This window comes from Chelatococcus sp. KU-N122 (assembly GCF_055391085.1).
In genome coordinates this window covers 4,247,704-4,266,401 of record NZ_AP043981.1, presented here as the reverse complement: position 1 = coordinate 4,266,401, position 18,698 = coordinate 4,247,704, and the positions used below count along the sequence as shown (strand labels likewise).

The 18,698-nt window shown below is 65.2% G+C and carries 10 protein-coding genes and 1 pseudogene; 2 read left to right on the top strand and 9 right to left on the bottom strand.

What is annotated here, in order from left to right; translation table 11 throughout:
- Positions 1–102: 102 nt before the first annotated feature.
- The 9 genes and pseudogenes from ACZ5PO_RS19170 to rpmH all read right to left on the bottom strand — a co-directional run bounded on the left by ACZ5PO_RS19170 (position 103) and on the right by rpmH (position 15,097).
- On the bottom strand, positions 103–6,297 hold the full coding sequence (locus ACZ5PO_RS19170; protein ID WP_464196333.1) for a type I polyketide synthase: 6,195 nt from the start codon (positions 6,295–6,297) through the stop codon (positions 103–105).
- Positions 6,297–6,497 carry an acyl carrier protein gene (locus tag ACZ5PO_RS19165; RefSeq protein WP_464196920.1) on the bottom strand — a complete coding sequence of 67 codons (201 nt, stop codon included), beginning with the start codon at positions 6,495–6,497 and terminating at the stop codon, positions 6,297–6,299. The genes ACZ5PO_RS19170 and ACZ5PO_RS19165 overlap by 1 nt, the downstream gene beginning before the upstream one ends.
- A 200-nt stretch (positions 6,498–6,697) precedes the next feature.
- A pseudogene (locus ACZ5PO_RS19160) lies at positions 6,698–10,879 on the bottom strand (MupA/Atu3671 family FMN-dependent luciferase-like monooxygenase); the annotation flags it as partial.
- A gap of 7 nt (positions 10,880–10,886) precedes the next feature.
- Entirely contained in the window at positions 10,887–11,135 is a 249-nt protein-coding gene (locus tag ACZ5PO_RS19155; protein WP_464196331.1) for a hypothetical protein, read from the bottom strand.
- A gap of 261 nt (positions 11,136–11,396) precedes the next feature.
- Complete coding sequence (locus ACZ5PO_RS19150; RefSeq protein WP_464196329.1) at positions 11,397–11,768, bottom strand: DUF423 domain-containing protein; 372 nt, start codon at positions 11,766–11,768, stop codon at positions 11,397–11,399.
- Between the two features lie 116 nt (positions 11,769–11,884).
- On the bottom strand, positions 11,885–12,577 hold the full coding sequence (yihA, locus tag ACZ5PO_RS19145; RefSeq protein WP_464196327.1) for a ribosome biogenesis GTP-binding protein YihA/YsxC: 693 nt from the start codon (positions 12,575–12,577) through the stop codon (positions 11,885–11,887).
- A gap of 37 nt (positions 12,578–12,614) precedes the next feature.
- Entirely contained in the window at positions 12,615–14,435 is a 1,821-nt protein-coding gene (gene yidC, locus ACZ5PO_RS19140) for a membrane protein insertase YidC (protein WP_464196325.1), read from the bottom strand.
- The gene (rnpA, locus tag ACZ5PO_RS19135; protein ID WP_464196918.1) at positions 14,425–14,916 is read right to left on the bottom strand and encodes a ribonuclease P protein component; all 492 of its coding nucleotides are present in this window, start codon (positions 14,914–14,916) and stop codon (positions 14,425–14,427) included. Before rnpA ends, yidC begins: the two co-directional genes overlap by 11 nt.
- Positions 14,917–14,962: 46 nt before the next feature.
- Positions 14,963–15,097: a 50S ribosomal protein L34 gene (gene rpmH, locus ACZ5PO_RS19130; protein ID WP_244642120.1), complete on the bottom strand. Its 135-nt coding sequence runs from the start codon at positions 15,095–15,097 to the stop codon at positions 14,963–14,965.
- A gap of 522 nt (positions 15,098–15,619) precedes the next feature.
- Between rpmH and ACZ5PO_RS19125 the strand changes: the two genes are divergently transcribed.
- Both ACZ5PO_RS19125 and ACZ5PO_RS19120 read left to right on the top strand, forming a co-directional pair.
- On the top strand, positions 15,620–17,047 hold the full coding sequence (locus tag ACZ5PO_RS19125) for a sensor histidine kinase (protein ID WP_464196321.1): 1,428 nt from the start codon (positions 15,620–15,622) through the stop codon (positions 17,045–17,047).
- Between the two features lie 610 nt (positions 17,048–17,657).
- A complete protein-coding gene (locus tag ACZ5PO_RS19120) occupies positions 17,658–18,665 on the top strand; it encodes an extensin-like domain-containing protein (RefSeq protein WP_464196319.1) in 1,008 nt (335 codons plus the stop codon).
- Positions 18,666–18,698: the final 33 nt, after the last annotated feature.

Below are 18,698 nucleotides of genomic sequence, written 5' to 3'. Positions count from 1 at the left end.
GCGCCTGCGACAATCAGGATAGTGAGCAATCTAAGCCCCGTCACGCCGCCTCTTGGGTCTCGAATCGAGATGGCTCGACATCCGTTGCCTCCAGCTCGCGATTCAGTGTGACCATGAGGGCATCGATCGCGGGGGCGACAGCACGGTGGCGTGGTCCGCGTCTACGCTAACCGTGCGAATAGGGCCACTGACGAACTTGCTCCATCCAAGCTCGTTTCCGCTGCATGCGTAAATGAAACTCCTTCGGCTGGCCCGAAACAGCAGCAAGTCGCCCGCATAAGGCTTCGGCCTATATTCATCCTGAGCACGAAAGTAAGCGTCCGTCATCAACACTTCTGCGATCTGAAACGACGTAGCGTGTTTCGGAATCCTGCCGGCCCTGACATTGCCGGCGAACCGTTCTCTTATGATATGCTCCAATCTTCCGCGAGGCCAGCTCAGAAGCGACCGAGCGCCGATCCTGGTGATTTGCTTTAGCTTGTCCAGTCTACCATGGATAAAATTCTCCGTCGGCTCAAGTGTATCGATCATGATGAGGCGGCCGACTTCTGCGCCGCTTGATATCAATTGCTGAGCCATTTCGTAAGCGATGACGCCGCCACCGGAATACCCGGCAAGATGATAAGGACCAAGTGGATCCACCTGGCGAATGGCCTCCAGGTAGCACGAAGCCATTTCGGCAATGTCTTCATGAGGTGGAAGCTTGCCATCGGTGCCGCGCGCCTGCAGCCCATACATGCCACGCCCGCCGGTCAGACGATCGGCTATTGCCTTGAACATGACGACATTGCCGCCGGAGCCATGGACGCAGTACAGCGGGCGCCTCGAACCAGAGCCCGCTTTGATGCGGACGAGCGGAGACCAGGGCTGGATCGCAGGGCGCGGCTCCGTACCGCCGACGGCTCCGGCTGCGGCCGGCAGAACTCGCTCCTGAGGCTTCGGCGCCGTCAAGCTACGCACGTGCGCTGCGAGCTCTCGAATTGTCGGTGCCTGGAACAGAGCGCTCAACGTGAGCTCCGCGCCAAGCTCCTTCTTGATCCGAACGAAGAGGCGCACGCCCATGAGCGAGCCTCCGCCATAGGAGAGGATGTCGGTATCCGGATCGACCGCATCGAGGCCCAGGATGTCGGCGCACATTAGAGAGATCTTCGCCTCGATATCGTCACCACCTGAGAACCCGTCGGTCGCCGCGGCCTTGGCGGGGCTCTTCCGTCGGAGAGCAGGCTTCGGCTGGAAGGCCGCGCGAAGCGTGCTGAGAGGCGTCGGAGTGACGATCACCTTTCGGCCGGGACTCGCGAACGCGGCGGTGAAGAGGCGGGGGGCTTCCTCGCGGCGGATGCCCGCTGCGACCAGTCGGTCGAGTATGGGCGGCTGGGTTTCCCTCGGCTTGTCCTCGTGCCCCACGAGGAAATCAGGGCCTTGGACGTTCCACATGGCGAGATCGCGGATGTCGACGAGGAGCTGACCATCGGGCGCGGTGAGCTCGACATCGAACAGTGCGTGGCCTGCGCCGGGAGATGCCTTGAGTTTCGCAGATGCCCGGTAGGTCCGAGGCAGCGGTGCATACAGCCTGAAAGATCCGATGGACAGGGGAACGAAGAGCTTCCCTCCCTCGTCGTGGTCCGGCAGGGCGAACAGGCCAACGGTCGCCGCGACGTCGAGAGTCGCCGGATGCGCGCTGAATTGTTGCAGATCGTCTGCAAATTCGCTCTTCAGGCTGATGGACGCCACGACCTCGGTCGCCGAACGCTCAACCGAATCCAGGCACATCCAGCGCCGACCGAGCTCAAGGCCGCGCGTCGCCATGGTGTGGAGATCTGCCGGCACAGGGTCACGGCGTGACGACAGCTCGAGAGCGGGCTCCGGTCGCGCGCCAGCCTCCGAGAGGCGTGCCGAAACATGCCGCAGCCAATCAGCCTGGTCCCCGGTGCGGCTTTCAATCGTCGCTTCGTAGCATCCTCCGCTGCCGCGATCGAGACGCGTCCTCAGCTCGCGCTCACCATCAGCATCGGCTGGGAGGGGAGCAATGAAGCTTGCATTGTCGATCTGTATTCTGCTGAACCCCGCGCGCCTCGCCGCGGCGACGAGCATCTCGAGGTATGCCATGCCCGGAAGAACTGGTCGTCCCCGGACTTTATGCTCGGACATCACCCAGTGATCGGATGACTTGAGCACCGATGTGAACGAGATGCCCTGTTCATCGACCGTCTCGGCGCCGAGGAGAGGATGCTCGTCAGGATGTGCCGTTCGAGAGCGCCGGTCGCGTCCCGTAGCCCGGGCCGCCATGCCGACGTCGCTCCACACCCCCCATGCGATGGAGAGGCCATCGGGTCGGCTCGCCGCAATGGAATCGAGGATGGCGTTGGCTCCCGCGTAGTCGATCTGCCCGGGAAGGCCGACCGACGCGCTCGTCGATGAGAACACGGCAAAGACATCGAGTGTGCCCGCAGGCAGGAGCTCATTCAGAATGAGCGCCCCGAGGGCTTTTGCGCTCAGAACGGCGTGCGCGCGGTCAAGCGGCTTCGTCGCGACGAGGCCGTCATCGAGCGTGCCAGCCGCATGGATGATGCCATTGATGCTGCCGAACCGAGCCCGGATGTCGCTCAACGCCCTCGACGTCTCATCGAAGCTGGTCGGATCGGCGCGGATCACCGCGCATTCGGCGCCGGCCGCCTCAAGGGCCAGGAGCCGTCTGACCCGATCGGCAACGGGCCCGCGATCTCCGCTCGCGGCTATGGCTGGCCAATCGGCCCGGTCGGGAAACGCCCCACGCGTCGTCAAGGCCAACCGCGATTTCAGTGTTCGGCCAAGATGCTCCGCAAGCTCGAAACCGATGCCGCCAAGGCCACCCGTAATCAGATAGACGCCGCGCTCTCGAAGGCGCGAGCTCGCGTTCGGCGCCGGCTCTCCCGTGCTCACCTCGCCAAGGACATATCGCCCACCCGCTCCGAGCGTCACCAGGCTGTCAAGTGAGCTGGACGCCGCCTCCTCCAGGAGCCTTGCAGCGGCTACGTCCGGATCAAGAGTTGAAGCGACGTCGATGAGCTTGGCTGCAAGCCCCGGCATCTCCTTCGGCAGGACGCGCGCCGCTCCGACGAGCGCTGCGCGGTCCGGCCGCGAGTGGCCCGGGTCTTCGAGCGAGACGGTTCCGCTCGTGCCGATTGCGAGATGAGTGCCGCTCTCGATGCCGGCCATCTGGATCGAGCGCGCCAGGCAGAAAATGCTGTCGAACCCGAGCGGCTGGGAGACCGTACCGCGCGTGAGGTCCGGACCGGGCGCCTCGAGCGACCAAAGATGAAGTATATTATTGGGCTCGACGTCGATGCCGCTCAAGGCATCGATAAGTTGATCGTAGTCGGTCGGGCAATCGGGCCTCACCGAAAAGCGGCGCTCGGCGATCCTCTCGAAGCGCTCCCCGGCTACGACTTCTGCAGCCAGAGCGCTCTCATGGGTCAATCGCTCGACAACGGCCCGCGAAAGAGCGGACTGGCCCGAGAAGACCAGCCATCTTTGTCTTACGACGATGTTGGCGCAGACCAAGGGCTTAGGTAGCCATTGAGGCGCCGAAAACCATTTGTCGATGTCAGCGGTGCGTGTGATAGCGATTTCGTCGCTTGCGGGCATGTCCGCAGCGGCGGCCCTGCCTGGCTCGATCCAGTGACGTTGCTTGTCGAAGGCATACGTCGGAAGCGAGATCCGCCGTTTGACGTTGCTTCCCCGCAGCGCCTCGAAGTCGAGCTCCACACCGTGGGCCCAAAGGGCGCCTGCGGACGTACGCGCAAACACGGCGTCATCGGTGTCATCGGCAGCGGCAGGCAGAGAGGCAACAACGGCAAGGGGCTCCTCCCGTCCACCTGCGAGGCGACCGAGAGCCGACATGGCCTGACCTGGACCGACCTCCAGGAGAATCGTGTCCGGCCTGTCGAGAGCGGCACTCAGGCCATCGCCGAAGCGGACGGTCTGGCGCAGATGGCGTACCCAATACCCGGAGTTGCTGACATCTCCCGCAGCGGCCCAGGCTCCGCTCAGATTGGAGATGAACGGAATACTGGGATCCTTGAGCTCGATCGTTTTCAAGTGGCCGTCGAATCCGGGCAGAGCAGCATCGAGCATCCGCGAGTGGGCGGCCACATCGATACGCACGGGCGCTGAATCTATTCCAAGCTCTTTGAGACGCCCAGCGAACGCAGCCAGGGCTTCGGTCCCGCCCGAAACGACCGTGAGCTCCGCTGCGTTGACCGCAGCGAGATCGAGATCGTCTCCCATGAGCGCCCGAACCTTGGCCTCTCCGGCCTTGACACTGAGCATCCCTCCCCTTGGAGCAGCCTCGAAGATCTCTCCCCTCAATGTAACGGTCGACAGGGCATCCTTGAGAGTCATGACGCCGGCGACCGTAGCGCCCGCATACTCCCCCGAGCTGTGACCGATGACGGCATCGGGCCGTACACCCCAATGCTGCCAAAGTCTGGCGAGCGCGTACTCGATGATGAAGATCGCCAGGATGGACCGCGTCGGATGTTCGAGTGCAGCCGACGTGTCGGGCCCGGCGCCCTCGAACATGTGAGCCTTGAGGTCCGCCGGCGCGCGCGACGGCATCTGCGCAAAACAGTCGTCGACCGCACGCCTGAATACGGCTTCGGTCGCGTAGAGCCGCTTGGCCGCTCCGGGATACTGTGCACCGCCGCCCGGAAACATGAAAACAACCTTGGGCTTGGCGCGGGCGACGCCAGTTGCCGAGCCGGCTCTGGCGCCCCTGCCGTCGAGCGCGCTCAGGAGCTCAACGGCGTTCGAGCCCACGATCGCCTTGCGATGGGTGAAATGATCACGGCCCTCCTGAGTCGTGAAAGCCGCATCGAACGCTGCAAATTCCCGCGGTGGCGCCGCGAGGTACGTGCGCCATTTATCCGCAAGCCCCAGGAGAGATTCCTTCGTCTTCCCCGACAGGAGCACGAGGTGAGGCATGGCGATGTGTGGAACGGCAGGCCGCTCGGGCGATTCCTCGACAATTACGTGTGCATTTGTTCCGCCGACCCCGAGTGCGTTGACGGCGGCTCGACGCTTCCTGGCGCTCGGCGCCCAGCTGCGGGCCTCGGAAAGCACGTGGAACGGACTCTCCGCGAAAGCGAAGCGCGAATTCGGTGTCTTGAAGTTGAGAGAAGCAGGCAGGGTCCCGTGCCTGAGCGCGAGGGCGACCTTGATCAATGAAGCCACGCCCGCGGCGGTATCGAGATGGCCGATATTGGTCTTGATCGAGCCGACGCCGATCGAGCCCCGCGCCGCGCCACGGTACGCGTCGGCGAGCGCCGCGAGCTCGATGGGATCGCCGACGACGGTACCGGTGCCATGTGCCTCGATGTACTCGATGGTGCTCGGGTCGACCTGCGCTATGGCGAGTGCCTCTGATGCCGCCTGGGTCTGGCCCTCGACGCTCGGCGCGAGATAGCCGATCTTGCGCGACCCGTCGTTGTTGACCGCGCTGCCTCGGATCACAGCGTAAATCTGGTCGCCATCCGCCAGGGCGTCCTCGACGCGGCGCAGCGCCACCACGCCGACCCCGCTGCCGAAAAGCGTTCCGCTGGAGTTGTCGTCGAAGGCGCGGCAATGTCCGTCAACCGCAAGGATCTCGCCTTCGGCAAACCGATAGCCCCGGCCGTGTGGCACCTCGATCGTGACGCCGCCGGCAAGCGCCATGTCGCATTCACCGGCGAGAAGGCTCTGGCAAGCCACATGCACGGCGACCAGCGAGGTCGAGCAAGCCGTCTGAATCCCGATGCTGGGGCCCTTGAGGTTCAGGAGGTAGGAGACGCGCGTTGTGAGGAAGTCCTTGTCATTGCCGGTGTGCCGCAGCAGAAAGAGCCCCACCTTCTCGACAAGTTCGCGATTGCTCAGGAGATTGTAGGCCATGTAGGCCTGCATTCCGCACCCGCCGAAAACGCCGACGGCGCCGGGGAACCTGCCCGGAGTGTGTCCCGCATCCTCCAGCGCTTCCCAGCAGGCCTCGAGGAAATGGCGGTGCTGCGGATCGAGAATTGCCGCTTCGCGTGGCGAGAAGCCGAAGAAGCCGGCGTCGAACCGATCCATGTCCGGCAGCACCATTGCTGCCTTGACATAGTTCGGGTCGGATAGGGCGGCGGCACTCTCTCCGCCGGCGAGAAGCTCTTCGTCGCTGAGCCACCTGGTCGCTTCGCGGCCATCGGCGAGTGTCTGCCACAGCTCGCCGGGGTTGCGCGCATCCGGGAAATGGCCTGCGAGGCCGATGATGGCGATGGAGCCGGAAGCGAGATCGACGTCTGACATCAAACGGCCTCCAGAACCGTTGGCCTGCCGCGACCACGTGCTCTGAGGCGCGCGGACGCACGAGCGCGGCCGGCATCTGCGGCCGCTGCATCGGCGGTCTTGCCCCCCAGATGGCTGGCAAGGCTTCGAATGGTCGGAAAGCGGAAGACATCGGTGATGTTGATCCGATGCTCGACGAGCGTCGAGAGGCGGCGTTGCACCTGAACGGCAAGCAGCGAGTGCCCCCGAGATCGAAGAAATTCTGCGTGACCGACACCTCGCTCAAATCCAACAGCTCACACCAGATCGACGCAATGTTCTCTTCGAGTGCCGAGCCGGGAGGCGCGCTCTCCGGCGAGGCCGCATCTGCCCTTGGGCCGATCGGATCGGGCAGTGCCTTGCGATCGACCTTGCCGTTGGGGGTGAGCGGAAAAGCTGCGAGGTGCACGAACGACGATGGGATCATGATCTCGGGCAACGTGCTCGCCAGGGCTGCGCGCAGTCCGTCCGGATCGCATGCGGCATGGTCGTCGCCACGCAAGTAGGCAACGAGACGCTGTCCGCCGAAGCGCTCATCGCGAGCAACGACCACGGCCTGGCTGATGCCCGCAATCGTCTCGAGCGCGCGTTCGATTTCGCCGAGCTCGATGCGGTGCCCGCGGATCTTGACCTGGTTGTCGATCCGACCGAGGAACTCGATATCGCCGCCCGGCCAGACCCGAACCAGATCGCCGGTCCGATAATAGCGCGTCCCGTCTCTTTCGATGAACCGCTCGGCCGTCAGCTCCGGGCGTCCACGGTATCCCTTGGCAACACCGGCGCCGCCGATCCAGAGTTCGCCTGGGACAAGGACCGGCGCTCCTTCACCGTTCGCCTTGACGATCCGCAGTTCCGTATTGACGATCGGCTGGCCGAGGGGCGCAAAGGGCATCGCGCCGGACATTTCCGCGACGCTCGACCAGATGGTCGTCTCGGTCGGCCCATACATGTTGAATAACCTGGTCTCAGGACCGGATATGGCCTTGAGGTCGCGGGCCAATGAACTGGAGAGCGCCTCTCCGCCGATGAGAAGCGCTTCGAGCCGGGGCAACGCCTCCCGCGCACTCCGATCCTCCACGATCATGGTGGCCATGGACGGTGTGCACTGGAGGTGAGTGGCTCCGAAATAGAGCATATCGTCTGCAACGCTCGAGACGGCAAACGCGTCTGCATCATTGCTCGCGCCGTCAAGGACGTTCTTGAGCCGGGGAAGTTGATCGAGGGCGGACTCGACCGGCACACCAAAGTCGATAAGACATGCGATTTCGTCCACGCCGATCGCTGCAATGCGCGAAACCGTGGCAAGGCATGTCTCTGCCGATCCGAACAGGCCGCTCGTCTCATAGTACCGGCTGAAGGCGTGATCGAGGAGAGCGTCGAGCTCCTCGCCGGTCAGCGGTTCGCTCGCGAATACTTCGGACGGAGTCCGACCTGTCCTGTTGGCCCGATCGACGATGGTCGGGAAACTCCAGGCCGCATCGCGGACCAGGTCAACGGCAGAGCGAAGATAGTCCTTCATAGGTTTGCGGACCTGCTCGCGCACGCTGGCGTCGTCATCGCCCACGAACGTGTGCAGCATGAGCGTGACATGTCCCTGACCGGGATGGCCTGCCTTGCGCCAGGCTGCGCGGTAGCGGGAAATATTCTCCGCCACTTCGGCGAGTGTCATTCCCAGCATGTGTGTCAGCACGTTGTAACCGCGAGCGCCGGCCGTTTCGAAGGTCTCGGGATTCTTGGCCGCTGTAAGCCAGACGGGAACGTCCTGCTGGATGGGACGTGGCAGCGTGCGGGTCGCAACCTTGCCGTTGGGGCCAGCAAACTCGACGGCCTCACCGCGCCAAAGCCTGCGGACATCTTCAACGCGCGAGAGCATGACGTTCTTGCGATCGTCGAATGTATCCGGCGCAAGGACAAAGTCATTTGGCTGCCAGCCGGAAGCAAAAGCGAGGCCGACGCGCCCTTTCGACATAACGTCGACGACAGACCAATCTTCCACGACGCGAATGGGATGGTGCAGAGGAAGAACGCAACTGCCGGCACGGATCTTGATGCGCGAGCTGGTGGCGGCGATAGCGGCCGCCGTGACGGCGGGATTCGGATAGGGGGCGCCGAACGCGTGGAAGTGACGCTCCGGAGTCCAAACGGCCTCGAACCCGTTCGCATCGCCGTACTTCACGCTCTCCAGCAGAAGACGATAGGGATCGTCGGCATCCGGGGCGGCCGCGGCAAAAAAGAATAGCGAGAAGCTTGGCCCAGCTTGCCGCGTGATCGGCGGCTTGGCGCCATGCAAGGCGACGGTAAATCCGTGCGACAACGTCCAGAATAGCTCAAGGATGGAAATATCGAAATTCGGGCTGGTGACGGCGAGCCACGTTCCCGGAACGTCGTGAGGGATGCGCTGGTCCATGCCAGCCATGAAATTCGCCAGCGCACCATACGATACCTCCACGCCCTTGGGCTGGCCGGTCGAGCCTGATGTATAGATCAGGTAGGCAACGGCGTCAGTTTGCGGTGTGGGAGGCGTCCAGTCAGTTGGGTCGGCGGCCTCGGTCCCGATGTCCTTGGTCAGCAGCGTCGAACGATGCGCAAACGCGTGCTTGCGCGCGGCGCGCGGGCTTGTAATCAGGAGGTCAGCCCCCGAGTCCTTCAGCATATATTCAATGCGGCTCGCCGGATAATCGGGGTCGAGCGGAAGGTAGGCAGCTCCCGACCGCAAGACGGCAAGCAGGAACAGAACAAGCTCGGTCGAGCGCTCGATGCACACCCCGACAGTCCTGCCGGGGCCGACCCCTCTGGCTGCCAGCTTTGCCGCGATGCCGTCGACGTTGCGGGCGAGGTCATCGAAGGACAACGCTTCCCAGCGCGTTTTCAGGGCAACGCGATCCGGCGTGAGCCTGGCGTGCCAGAGGATGGTGTCGAGGAGCCCTTGAACCGGGGGTGGGACGACGGGGCCGAGAGGTTCCTCGAGTGCACGATACGCTTCGTGCACGGCGAGGTCGGACACGGATCGTGACGGATTCTCCTCGAACTGGCGCAGCGTCGCTCCCAACTGGGTTGCGATGACGGCTGCGGTTTCGCTGTCCAGGACGCAATCGCGGGTCTCGAGGACAAACGCCTCCTCGTCTGGCGCGAGCCTGACGAGAATATCGGCGCCATGAGCCGCGGCGATGTCGTCGCCTGTCGCGACCGCGACGGCGATCTTGAGGTCCTCGGGCAGGGAGGTCGGGCGAGACTTCCGCTCCCGTCGAAGTGGGATGTCTGTCGCGATCGGGCCTTCAGCGTCAATGGCGCTCCGCATTCGAGCGACAGCGTCGGCGATTGACGTTGCGGAGGCAGTAGCTGCAATCTCCAACGTCAGTGGTCGCCAGATCTTGAACCACGGAGCGGCCGGCCCGAGAGCGGCCATCGCTTGTGCGCTTGCATAGGCGAGCGAGACCGGAGGCCCGTTTGATATCAGGCGGGCCCAGGCGCCCATGGCGCCGATCTTGTGATCAACGTCGAGGCGTGAGGCCAGAATCTGCTTGGTCCAGCGATCCCGCGAAACGGTGGTCCTGCTCGCTGGCAATGGAAGATCCCCGACATCCAGGTTGTCGAGAGCCGTGAGCCAGAACCGTTCGGATCTTGCAGCTCCTGCACACGCATGATCGAGAACGGCGAGAGTTGCCGCATCGACTGGCATGATCCGGTTGCCCGCGTTCAAGGCGGGTACCGCGCTCGGCGAGATCGGTCTGCCGAGGGAGCAGGTCATTTGCTCGAGGCAGACGGGCACGGTTGCCGTTGCAACGACAAGCATGGTCTCGTCCGATGAAAGGACAACTCCCGGAGGCGCCGAGCGATCATCCGCGGCGAGAACGCCCGCGGACGCGACATGGAAGACCATGCCACCCGTGAAGATTCTCGCTGATCCGAGCGGATTGGCGTAGTCGCCGAGATCGAGCGCACGCACGAGCGCAACGATATCGTCGGCCGGCAACGTGAAATCGAGGGTGGCCGCAGCACTCGGGCGCTTGAAACGGCCGAAGTACGTGCGGGCACCGATTTGAGGGCGGTAGGAGAGCGTGCCGGCGCTCAGGTTCCGCAGCAGGCGCTCGAAGGCAGCGTGACCTGCCTCATAGCATTTTGCATTGAGACTCAGCCCCGTCTCGTGCTCATCGAGCGCAAAATCGTCCTGCTCGACGATGGCGCCATCGTCGGGCCTTTCCGTCATGGCATGCCACGTGATGCCGTGACGCGGCTCGCGTCCGATCAACGCCCATGACGTCGCGTTAAGGCCCGCGTATCTCGGGAGCGGCCCGTCGTGAAAATTGAATGCCCCATGCCGTGCTGCACGGATAAGCTCTATAGAGAGCATATCCAGGTTCGCGACACTTATGACAACATCATAGCCTTCTGAGAGCAGGATGGGCTCCCAGTCAGCGTCCTTGTCGAGGAGCCTGATATCAGCCTTTTCTGCCCATTCGGCGATCGTTTTGTTACGGGTTACGACGGCGGAACAGGCAAATCCGCTCTGAACAGCAGAATGCACACAAGAGATGAGAAGCGAAGCGTCACCAATGAAGACCATGCGCATTCTATCGCGTCCTGATACCTATGTTGTGCAAAAATCCGGCAGAGCGATACGGCTTTTGGCCAAAATGGCACTCGACAAGGCTTAGGGCATTCGCCATCATACTGCTGACGCAGCCCGGAAGTTCTTGCGTTTGTAAGACGAGCTGGACGTCACCATGGCGATCAACGGCCCGACCGGTCGCGCCCACCCCATTGCCAGGCAACAGGCGGGTGATCGACCGTTCAAGATCGGACAACTCGTAGCGGCTCATAGCAGGCTCCCCGACGAAGCATGACTCGCCTGCCAGCAGCCGCGGGATTCCCCATTGTGAGTTTTTGACCTAATCTGATAGAGGTATACGTAGCCAGTTGTTCGACTTATGCAGATGAACCGGGCTCAGCTTCGCTCGAAATGATCGACTAGAGCGCCTTGCGATCGGGTGGCCCCACCCAATCGCGAAAAAGCGCTCCAGATTCAAAAGACTATGAGCACTTCTCTGCCAGTGGATGGGTCCATCCAATGGCGAAATGCTCTAGCTCGCGCGGCGGGCGGGAACGAGAGCTGCGACGGCGAGCAGCAGCCAGCCGGCCATCAGCACCACGCCGCCCGTCGGCGCCGCCATCGAGAACAGTGGCGTGTGCGCCAGGGCGCGCATGGCAAGGTCGCCGCAAAACAGGATCCCGCCGAGCGCGATCAGCATGATCGCGAGCCGCGCCACGCCGCGGTGGACGAGGCCCAGGCCCATGGCCGCGGCCCCGGCGATCAGCACGGGAGCGTGAAACAGCAGGAAATTGGCGGCCGTGCCGAGGTTGCCCTCGCCGGTCACGTGGGCGGCGGCGGCCGATGCGGCCACGCCGGCGAGGCCGAACACGGCACCCAGCACGATGAAAAAACGGTCGAGCATCGATGCGCCTCCCCGAGCATGTTCCGATCGGACGGACATGCTCCAACCCTTTGAGCTCGGCTCGCTTGCCGATCGCGCGACTCTACCGGATCGGCAGGAGGCGCTCTTGACCCCGATCAGCTCCGCTCGGCGAGCAGTTGCACGACGGCCGCACGCAGCTCGGGCACGCCCGTGCCCGAACGGCTGGAGGTGACCGCAACGATCGGGAACGCGGCGGCGCGCCGGGTCAGCGCCTGCTCGACCTCCGCCACGCGCTGAGCCAGCTCGTCCTGCTTGACCGCATCGGCCTTGGTGAGCACGACCTGGTAGGAGACGGCGCTCTTGTCGAGCCCGTCGAGCACGTTGATGTCGATGTCCTTGAGGCCGTGGCGCGCGTCGACCAGCACGTAGACCCGCGCGAGATTGGCGCGGCCGCGCAGGTAGTCCTGGATCAGCCGGGTCCAGGCAGCCACCTTCTCCTTGCCCACCGCGGCGAAGCCGTAGCCCGGCATGTCGACCAGCATGAAGCCGCCGTCGGCAGGCCCGATGCGAAAGAAATTGAGCTGCTGGGTGCGGCCGGGCGTGTTGGAGGTGCGGGCGAGGGTCTTGCGTCCGGTGAGCGCGTTGACCAGGCTCGACTTGCCCACGTTGGAGCGGCCGGCAAAGGCGATCTCCAGCCCGTGCATGGGCGGCAGGCCGGCGATCGACGCCGTTGCCCAGGTGAAGTCGGCCGGGCCGGCGAACAGCTTGCGGCCGGCCTCGAGCAGGTCCGGATCCACGCTCGCCGTCGCGGCGACGCTGCCGTCGCCGTCCGCGGACTCGTCGCTCATGGGCTCGTCCACCGCCACGCCACGCCGCGTCCTGTCGTCAGGACGTCGGCTTGGCCTCCGGCTTGCGCTTGAACATGCCGGAGAGGTTGTCCCAGAGCTCCACCTTCACCCCTTGCCGCCGCATGATGAAATACTGCTGCGCCACGCCGAGGAAGTTGTTCCAGCTCCAGTAGATGACCAGGCCTGCCGGGAAGGCGCCCAGGGTGAAGGTGAAGATCACCGGCATCCAGCTGAACATCGCCTTCTGGATGGGATCCGGCGGCTCCGGATTCATCTTCATCTGCAGGAACATCGTGACGCCCATGATGAGCGGCCAGATGCCGAGGTGCAGCATGGTCGGCGGGGTCCAGGGGATGAGGCCGAACAGCGTGAACAGGTTGGTCGGGTCCGGCGCCGCCAGGTCGCGGATCCAGCCGAAGAAGGGGGCGTGCCGCATCTCGATGGTGATGAGCAGCACCTTGTAGAGCGCGAAGAACACCGGGATCTGGATCAGCATCGGCAGACAGCCGGCGATCGGGTTGATCTTCTCGCGCTTGTAGAGCTCCATCGTCGCCTGCTGCTGCTTCACCGAGTCACCGGTGTAGCGCTCGCGGATGGCCATGATCTCCGGCTGCACCGCCTTCATCTTGGCCATGGAGGCGTAGGAGCGGTTGGCCAACGGGAAGAACACCAGCTTGACCAGGACGGTGACCAGCAGGATCGCCACGCCGAAGTTGCCGGTGAACCGGAAGATCAGGTCCAGCAGGCGGAACAGCGGCTTGGTGATGAAATAGAACCAGCCCCAATCGATCAGCAGGTCGAAGTTCTTGATGCCGAGCGACTGCTGGTAGTGGTTGAGGGCGTCGACCTCCTTGGCGCCTGCGAACAGCCGAGTCTGCGCGCTGGCGGTGGCGCCGGGGGCAATGGTGATGGCGTCGGCGCGAATGTCGCTCTGGTAGATCGGGGTTGGCGTGTTGGTGACGGTGAAGCGGCCCTCGAACGGCGTCTCCTGATCCGGGATGACCGCCGCCGCCCAGTATTTGTCGGTGATGCCGATCCAGCCGCCGACGGAATTGGAGAAGGCGCGGCCCTTCAGGTTGCCGTAGAGGATCGGATCCTTGAGCAGCTTGTCGTAGGTCGGCTCCTGCAAGCCCTCAGCCCCCAGGACGCCGACGGGACCTTCGTGCAGCACGAAATAGCCGAGCGTCTGGGGCTTGCCCCAGCGGGCGACGAGCGCAAACGGATACAGCGTCACCGGCTGGGCGCCGGTATTGTTGACCGATTGCTTGACCGTGAACATGGCGTTGTCGTCGACGGAGATGACGCGCGTGAAGACGAGGCCCTGGCCGTTGTCCCAGGTCAGCGTCAACGGCTTGTCGACGGTCAGGCGGTCGGAATCGGGCTTCCACTCGGTGGTCGGCCCCGGCAAGGCGGGGTTGGCGCCGGCACCGGCGATCCAGCCGAAATCAGCGTAGTAGGGATCGGGCGACCCCACCGGGGACAGGAGCACGATGATCGGGCTCTTGGGATCGACGGTCTCGCGAAAGGCCTTGAGCGAGACGTCGTCGATTCGCGCGCCTTGCAGCGCGACGGAACCCGCGATGCGAGGGGTGTCGATCACCACGCGCGGGCCGCGCTTCAGCGCCGCTTCCCGCGTCTCGACCGTCGGCGAGCCCGGCGTCTGCGGCAGGCTGCCGGGCTGCAGCTGCCCGGGCGAGCTCGGCGACGCCGCGCCCTGGGGCTGCTGACCGGTCTGCGCCGTTGTTTGCTGCCCCCCGCTCGGCGGCTGGTGGGGCGCGGCGAAGAAGTACTGCCATCCCAGCAGCACCGCCATCGACAGGGCGATCGCGACGATGAGATTGCGATTGTCAGCGGTCATGGAGCGTGTCCGTGGCGGAGGCATCGGGCAGAGGGGGCATCATCGCCTGCGCGCCTGCACTGGAGGGCGAGGCCACGGTCGCCCCGGCAGCTGCCGGACGGCGCGCGCGACTGCGCCCGCTGCGCGGCGGGCTCGCCGAGCCCTTGCCGGCCGCCAGCAGCGGCACCGCGCGCGCGAGATCCTCGACCAGCAGCGGAAATGGGGCAGACAGCGCGTCGCGGCGAGCAATGACCACGACGTCGAGCATCGCCTGCGGCCACGCCTCGTGCGCCGCGATCACAGCCTCCCGCAGGCGCCGCCGAATCCGGTTGCGCTCCGTAGCGTGCCCAACCTTCTTGGTCACCGTGAGGCCGATGCGCATGCCACCAAACGCACCTGGTGCCTGGGACCGCATGATCGACTGCACCGTCATTCGTGGCGTGTGGAAGCGGCGCCCTGCGGCGACTGCGAGAAACTCGGCTCTCTTGGTCAGGCGCCCCACGCGGCCGATGGCACGGCCGGCAAAACGCTCGCCACCAGGATGAGGCTCACGCAGTGAGGCGCTTGCGGCCACGGGCGCGCCGCGCGGCCACGACCTTGCGGCCGCCCGTCGTTGCCATGCGCGCGCGATAGCCATGACGGCGCTTCCGCACGAGCTTGCTCGGTTGATAAGTCCTCTTCACCGTTCGTCTCCGGTCGTCGGTAGAGCGGCAGGTATCGCCCGCCCCAAGCCTGCGCGGTTCGAGACCGCTGGCACCGATTTGTAAGTGGGGTCGCCAAAAAGCAAGCGGCGCCCTCGCGGGCGCCGGCCAACCCATGGCGGGCTTATGGCGGATGCGCCCGCGAAAGTCAACGTGCCGGAAGGCCGGCGCAGCCGCCGCTCCAGCCAGGCCATTCGGCCCTCGACACGGCAGCAGACTCGTCCGGTCTCAGGGCTCGCCAGACGGCGTAGCGCTTACCCCTCCGGCGGCGGACGCATGGCATGGATCGATTCGAATCGGGAATAATCCGGGCCGGGCGTCGTCCGTAAGGGCGATCCGCGAGCTCGGCGCGCACCGCCATCGGCGGGGAGCTCGCAGCAGGTGCGCTGCCGCGCAGATCATCCGAAGGGAGAAGGGCCAACTGGTTTCATGAAATGAACCGCGGCGTTAGCCTCCGTTGGAGTGAGGCCATCCGCTGGCGGCAAGTGTTGGGTAGCGCGACCGATGGCGACCGTACTGACTGAGCAGCGCACGCAGCGCGCCCCGAGCAGCAGACCATTCGGCCTGTCGGCGCGGCTGCTGGTTTTGACCGTGCTCTTTGTCATGCTCGCCGAAGTGCTCATCTACCTGCCGTCGGTCGCGAGCTTTCGTCGCAACTGGCTGGCCGACCGGCTGGCGGCCGGACGGGTCGCGGCCATGGTGCTGGAGACGACGCCGGAAGGCCAGTTGCCCAAAGGGCTGAAATGGCGCCTGCTCGACGAGGCCGGTTTGCGGGCCATCGCCGTGCGTGGGACCAACGGCACGCAGATGCTGTCGGCCCAGCCGATGCCCCAGGACATGCGGCTGCTCGACATGCGCAATCCGAGCTGGATGAACCTGATGCGCGACGCGGTCTCGGACATGTTCTGGCCCGATCCGCGGCCGCTGCAGGTGATCGGCCATGCCATGAACACGGCCGAGCGCGTCGAGATCGTCGTGCTGCCCGCGCCGCTGCGGCGTGCCATGCTGGAGTTCTCCAGCAATATCCTGCTGTTCTCGCTGCTGATCTCGGTCGTCACCGCGGCATTCGTGTTTTTCGCCCTGAACCAGATGATCGTGCGCCCGATCCGCCGCCTCGCGGACAACGTCACCAGCTTCCAGCACCAGCCGGAGGACACCGAGCGCGTCATCCAGCCGTCGCCACGGCAGGACGAGATCGGCCAGCTCGAACATGTGCTCCAGCGCATGCAGCTGGCGCTCGGCGAGGAGCTGCGGCAGAAGAAGCGGCTCGCCGCCCTGGGCCTCGCCGTTTCGAAGATCAACCACGACCTGCGCAACATGCTGGCGTCGGCGCGGCTGATTTCCGACCGCATCTCGGAATTGTCCGATCCGACGGTGCAACGCTTCGCGCCGAAGCTGATCGCCACGCTGGGCCGCGCGAGCCAGTTCTGCGAAGCGACCCTGGCCTACGGCCGTGCCAGCGAGCCGGCGCCGCGGCGGTCGCTCGTCGCGCTTGCACCCGTGGCGGAGGATGCGGCCGAACTGGCTGGCATCGGCCAGGGCGTAGACGTCGACTTCGCACTGGCGTGCGACCCCGCCCTCAGGATCGATGCCGATCAGGAGCAATTGTCACGGATCCTGCTCAACCTGTTCCGCAACAGCCTGCAGGCGCTTCAGTTCGGCGCCGACGGGCCGCCGTGCCTGCGCGTCGACGCGAAGCGCGCCGCCGATACCGTGGTGATCTATGTGAGCGACAATGGGCCGGGCGTACCTGAGCGGCTGAAGCCCGTGCTGTTCCAGGCGTTCGTCCATTCGAACCGCCCGGGTGGCTCGGGCCTGGGCCTGGCCATCGCCGCCGAGCTGGTGAGCATGCATGGCGGCACCATCACGCTCGTCGAGCGGGGCCCGGGTGCCTGCTTCCGCATCCAGATCCCCGACCGGGCGAAGCCCTGACAGCCGAGGTATTCCCCCGGATCAGACCACCCCGACGATGATGGCGCAGATCAGCAGGAACGCCGCGCCGAACGTCGCCAATTGCGCCTGCTGGGCGAACGTGAGCTTGGCTGTCTCGCTCATGGTGCGCTCCCCTGAACGGGTACCGCCCGCACGTTAACAGACAGAGTCAGCGGCTCCAAGGCGATTACTTACCGCAACGCAACAAGTCGCCGAGGCGTATAGAACAACTCTCCTTCCCGCGGTCGCTTCGAAGGCAATTCATCCCCCTTCCGCGCCACGTGCCATAGCATGGCCGACGGGACAACCTTCCGGATACAACGGATGCGAGGCGCAGCCGTGCAACGACCCGCCGCAGCGCAGCTGAAGCCCGCCCCGGTTCGCGATTTGCATTGCACCATTTCCGAGGAACGATCGGGGATCGACTGGAGCCCCTCTCCTGCGATCGGCTGATACCACCCGATCGCGAAGCGCCTCAGCGCCGATGCGGCCGGCGGCCTGAGGCGGATACGGAAACCTGCCGCTAACCATACCGGACAAGTCGAGGCTCCGACGCGCCGACGGCGGGGCGGGCGTTCAGACGGCGTTAGGAGACGTGGCGGCATCCCTCATGCGTTCGCGTGGAGTGGTGCCGATGCTGCGCCGGCTAGGCTGCATCGTAAGTTTGCTCGTGACCAGCCTGCTCGCCGGCTGTGGGCTGCAGCCCGGGCCGCAGCGGGAGCCGTGGCGTGGCCAGGCAGAAGCCGCCTGCCTCGCCCGCGGCCAGGTGCGGGCTACCGCCTACACCGAGCCCATGAAGCCGATCAGCGGCCCGGGCGTCTGCGGCATGGACAACCCGTTCCGCATCATGGCCTTCGAGAAGGGCAGCGTGATGCTCCGGTCGCGCGGCGTGCTGGCCTGCCCGATGATCTCGATGTTCGATCGCTGGCTGGACGACGTGGTGCAGCCGGCCGCGGCGACCTATTACGGCACGCGCGTCGCCGAGGTGCAGATCGGCACCTACAACTGCCGCCGCATGAACAACGCGCGCAGCGGCCACATTTCCGAGCACGCCTACGGCAACGCCATCGACCTGATGGGGCTGAAGCTCGCCGATGGCCGCTCCGTCAGCGTCGAGCGCGGCTGGCGCGGCGACATCGCCGACCAGGAATTCCTGCGCACCATCTTCGTGGGCGCCTGCGAGTATTTCACCACGGTGCTGGCGCCGGGCTCCAACATCTACCACTATAACCACATCCACATGGACCTGGCGCAGCACGCCAAGGGCCGGCGCTACTGCAAGCCGGTGCTCAAATGGGCGCCGCAGACGCCGGCGCCGATGCAGCCCGGTCCGTCGGCCGATGCCCGCCTGGAGGCTGATCCTCACGCACGCCAGCCGATGCCTGCCGCCGTCAGCGCTCCCGCGCCGGCGCAGCCCGCCGCCGCCGAGGACGGCGCCTCGTCCGAGGGCGAGCCGCCGGGCGATGGCGCCGACGGGCAGGACGGCACCGAGCCCGACGGCTTGCCGCAGACGCGGCCGGTGGCGACGCCCGCCGACCGGATCGCGCGCGAGCGTTGGCAGGCCAGCACCGCGCGCCCGTCGAACCAGCCATCGTCGATCAACGACCTGCTGCGGTGAGCCCGGGCTGCCGGTGCAGCCGAGGCGCCCGAA

What these genes read in the sequence shown, in the direction of transcription:
- ACZ5PO_RS19170 (WP_464196333.1), bottom strand. Translation starts at nt 6,297, where the DNA reads ATGTCAGACGTCGATCTCGCTTCCGGCTCCATCGCCATCATCGGCCTC.
- ACZ5PO_RS19125 (WP_464196321.1), top strand. Translation starts at nt 15,620, where the DNA reads ATGGCGACCGTACTGACTGAGCAGCGCACGCAGCGCGCCCCGAGCAGC.
- ACZ5PO_RS19150 (WP_464196329.1), bottom strand. Translation starts at nt 11,768, where the DNA reads ATGCTCGACCGTTTTTTCATCGTGCTGGGTGCCGTGTTCGGCCTCGCC.
- yidC (WP_464196325.1), bottom strand. Translation starts at nt 14,435, where the DNA reads ATGACCGCTGACAATCGCAATCTCATCGTCGCGATCGCCCTGTCGATG.
- ACZ5PO_RS19120 (WP_464196319.1), top strand. Translation starts at nt 17,658, where the DNA reads ATGCGTTCGCGTGGAGTGGTGCCGATGCTGCGCCGGCTAGGCTGCATC.
- yihA (WP_464196327.1), bottom strand. Translation starts at nt 12,577, where the DNA reads ATGAGCGACGAGTCCGCGGACGGCGACGGCAGCGTCGCCGCGACGGCG.
- ACZ5PO_RS19155 (WP_464196331.1), bottom strand. Translation starts at nt 11,135, where the DNA reads ATGAGCCGCTACGAGTTGTCCGATCTTGAACGGTCGATCACCCGCCTG.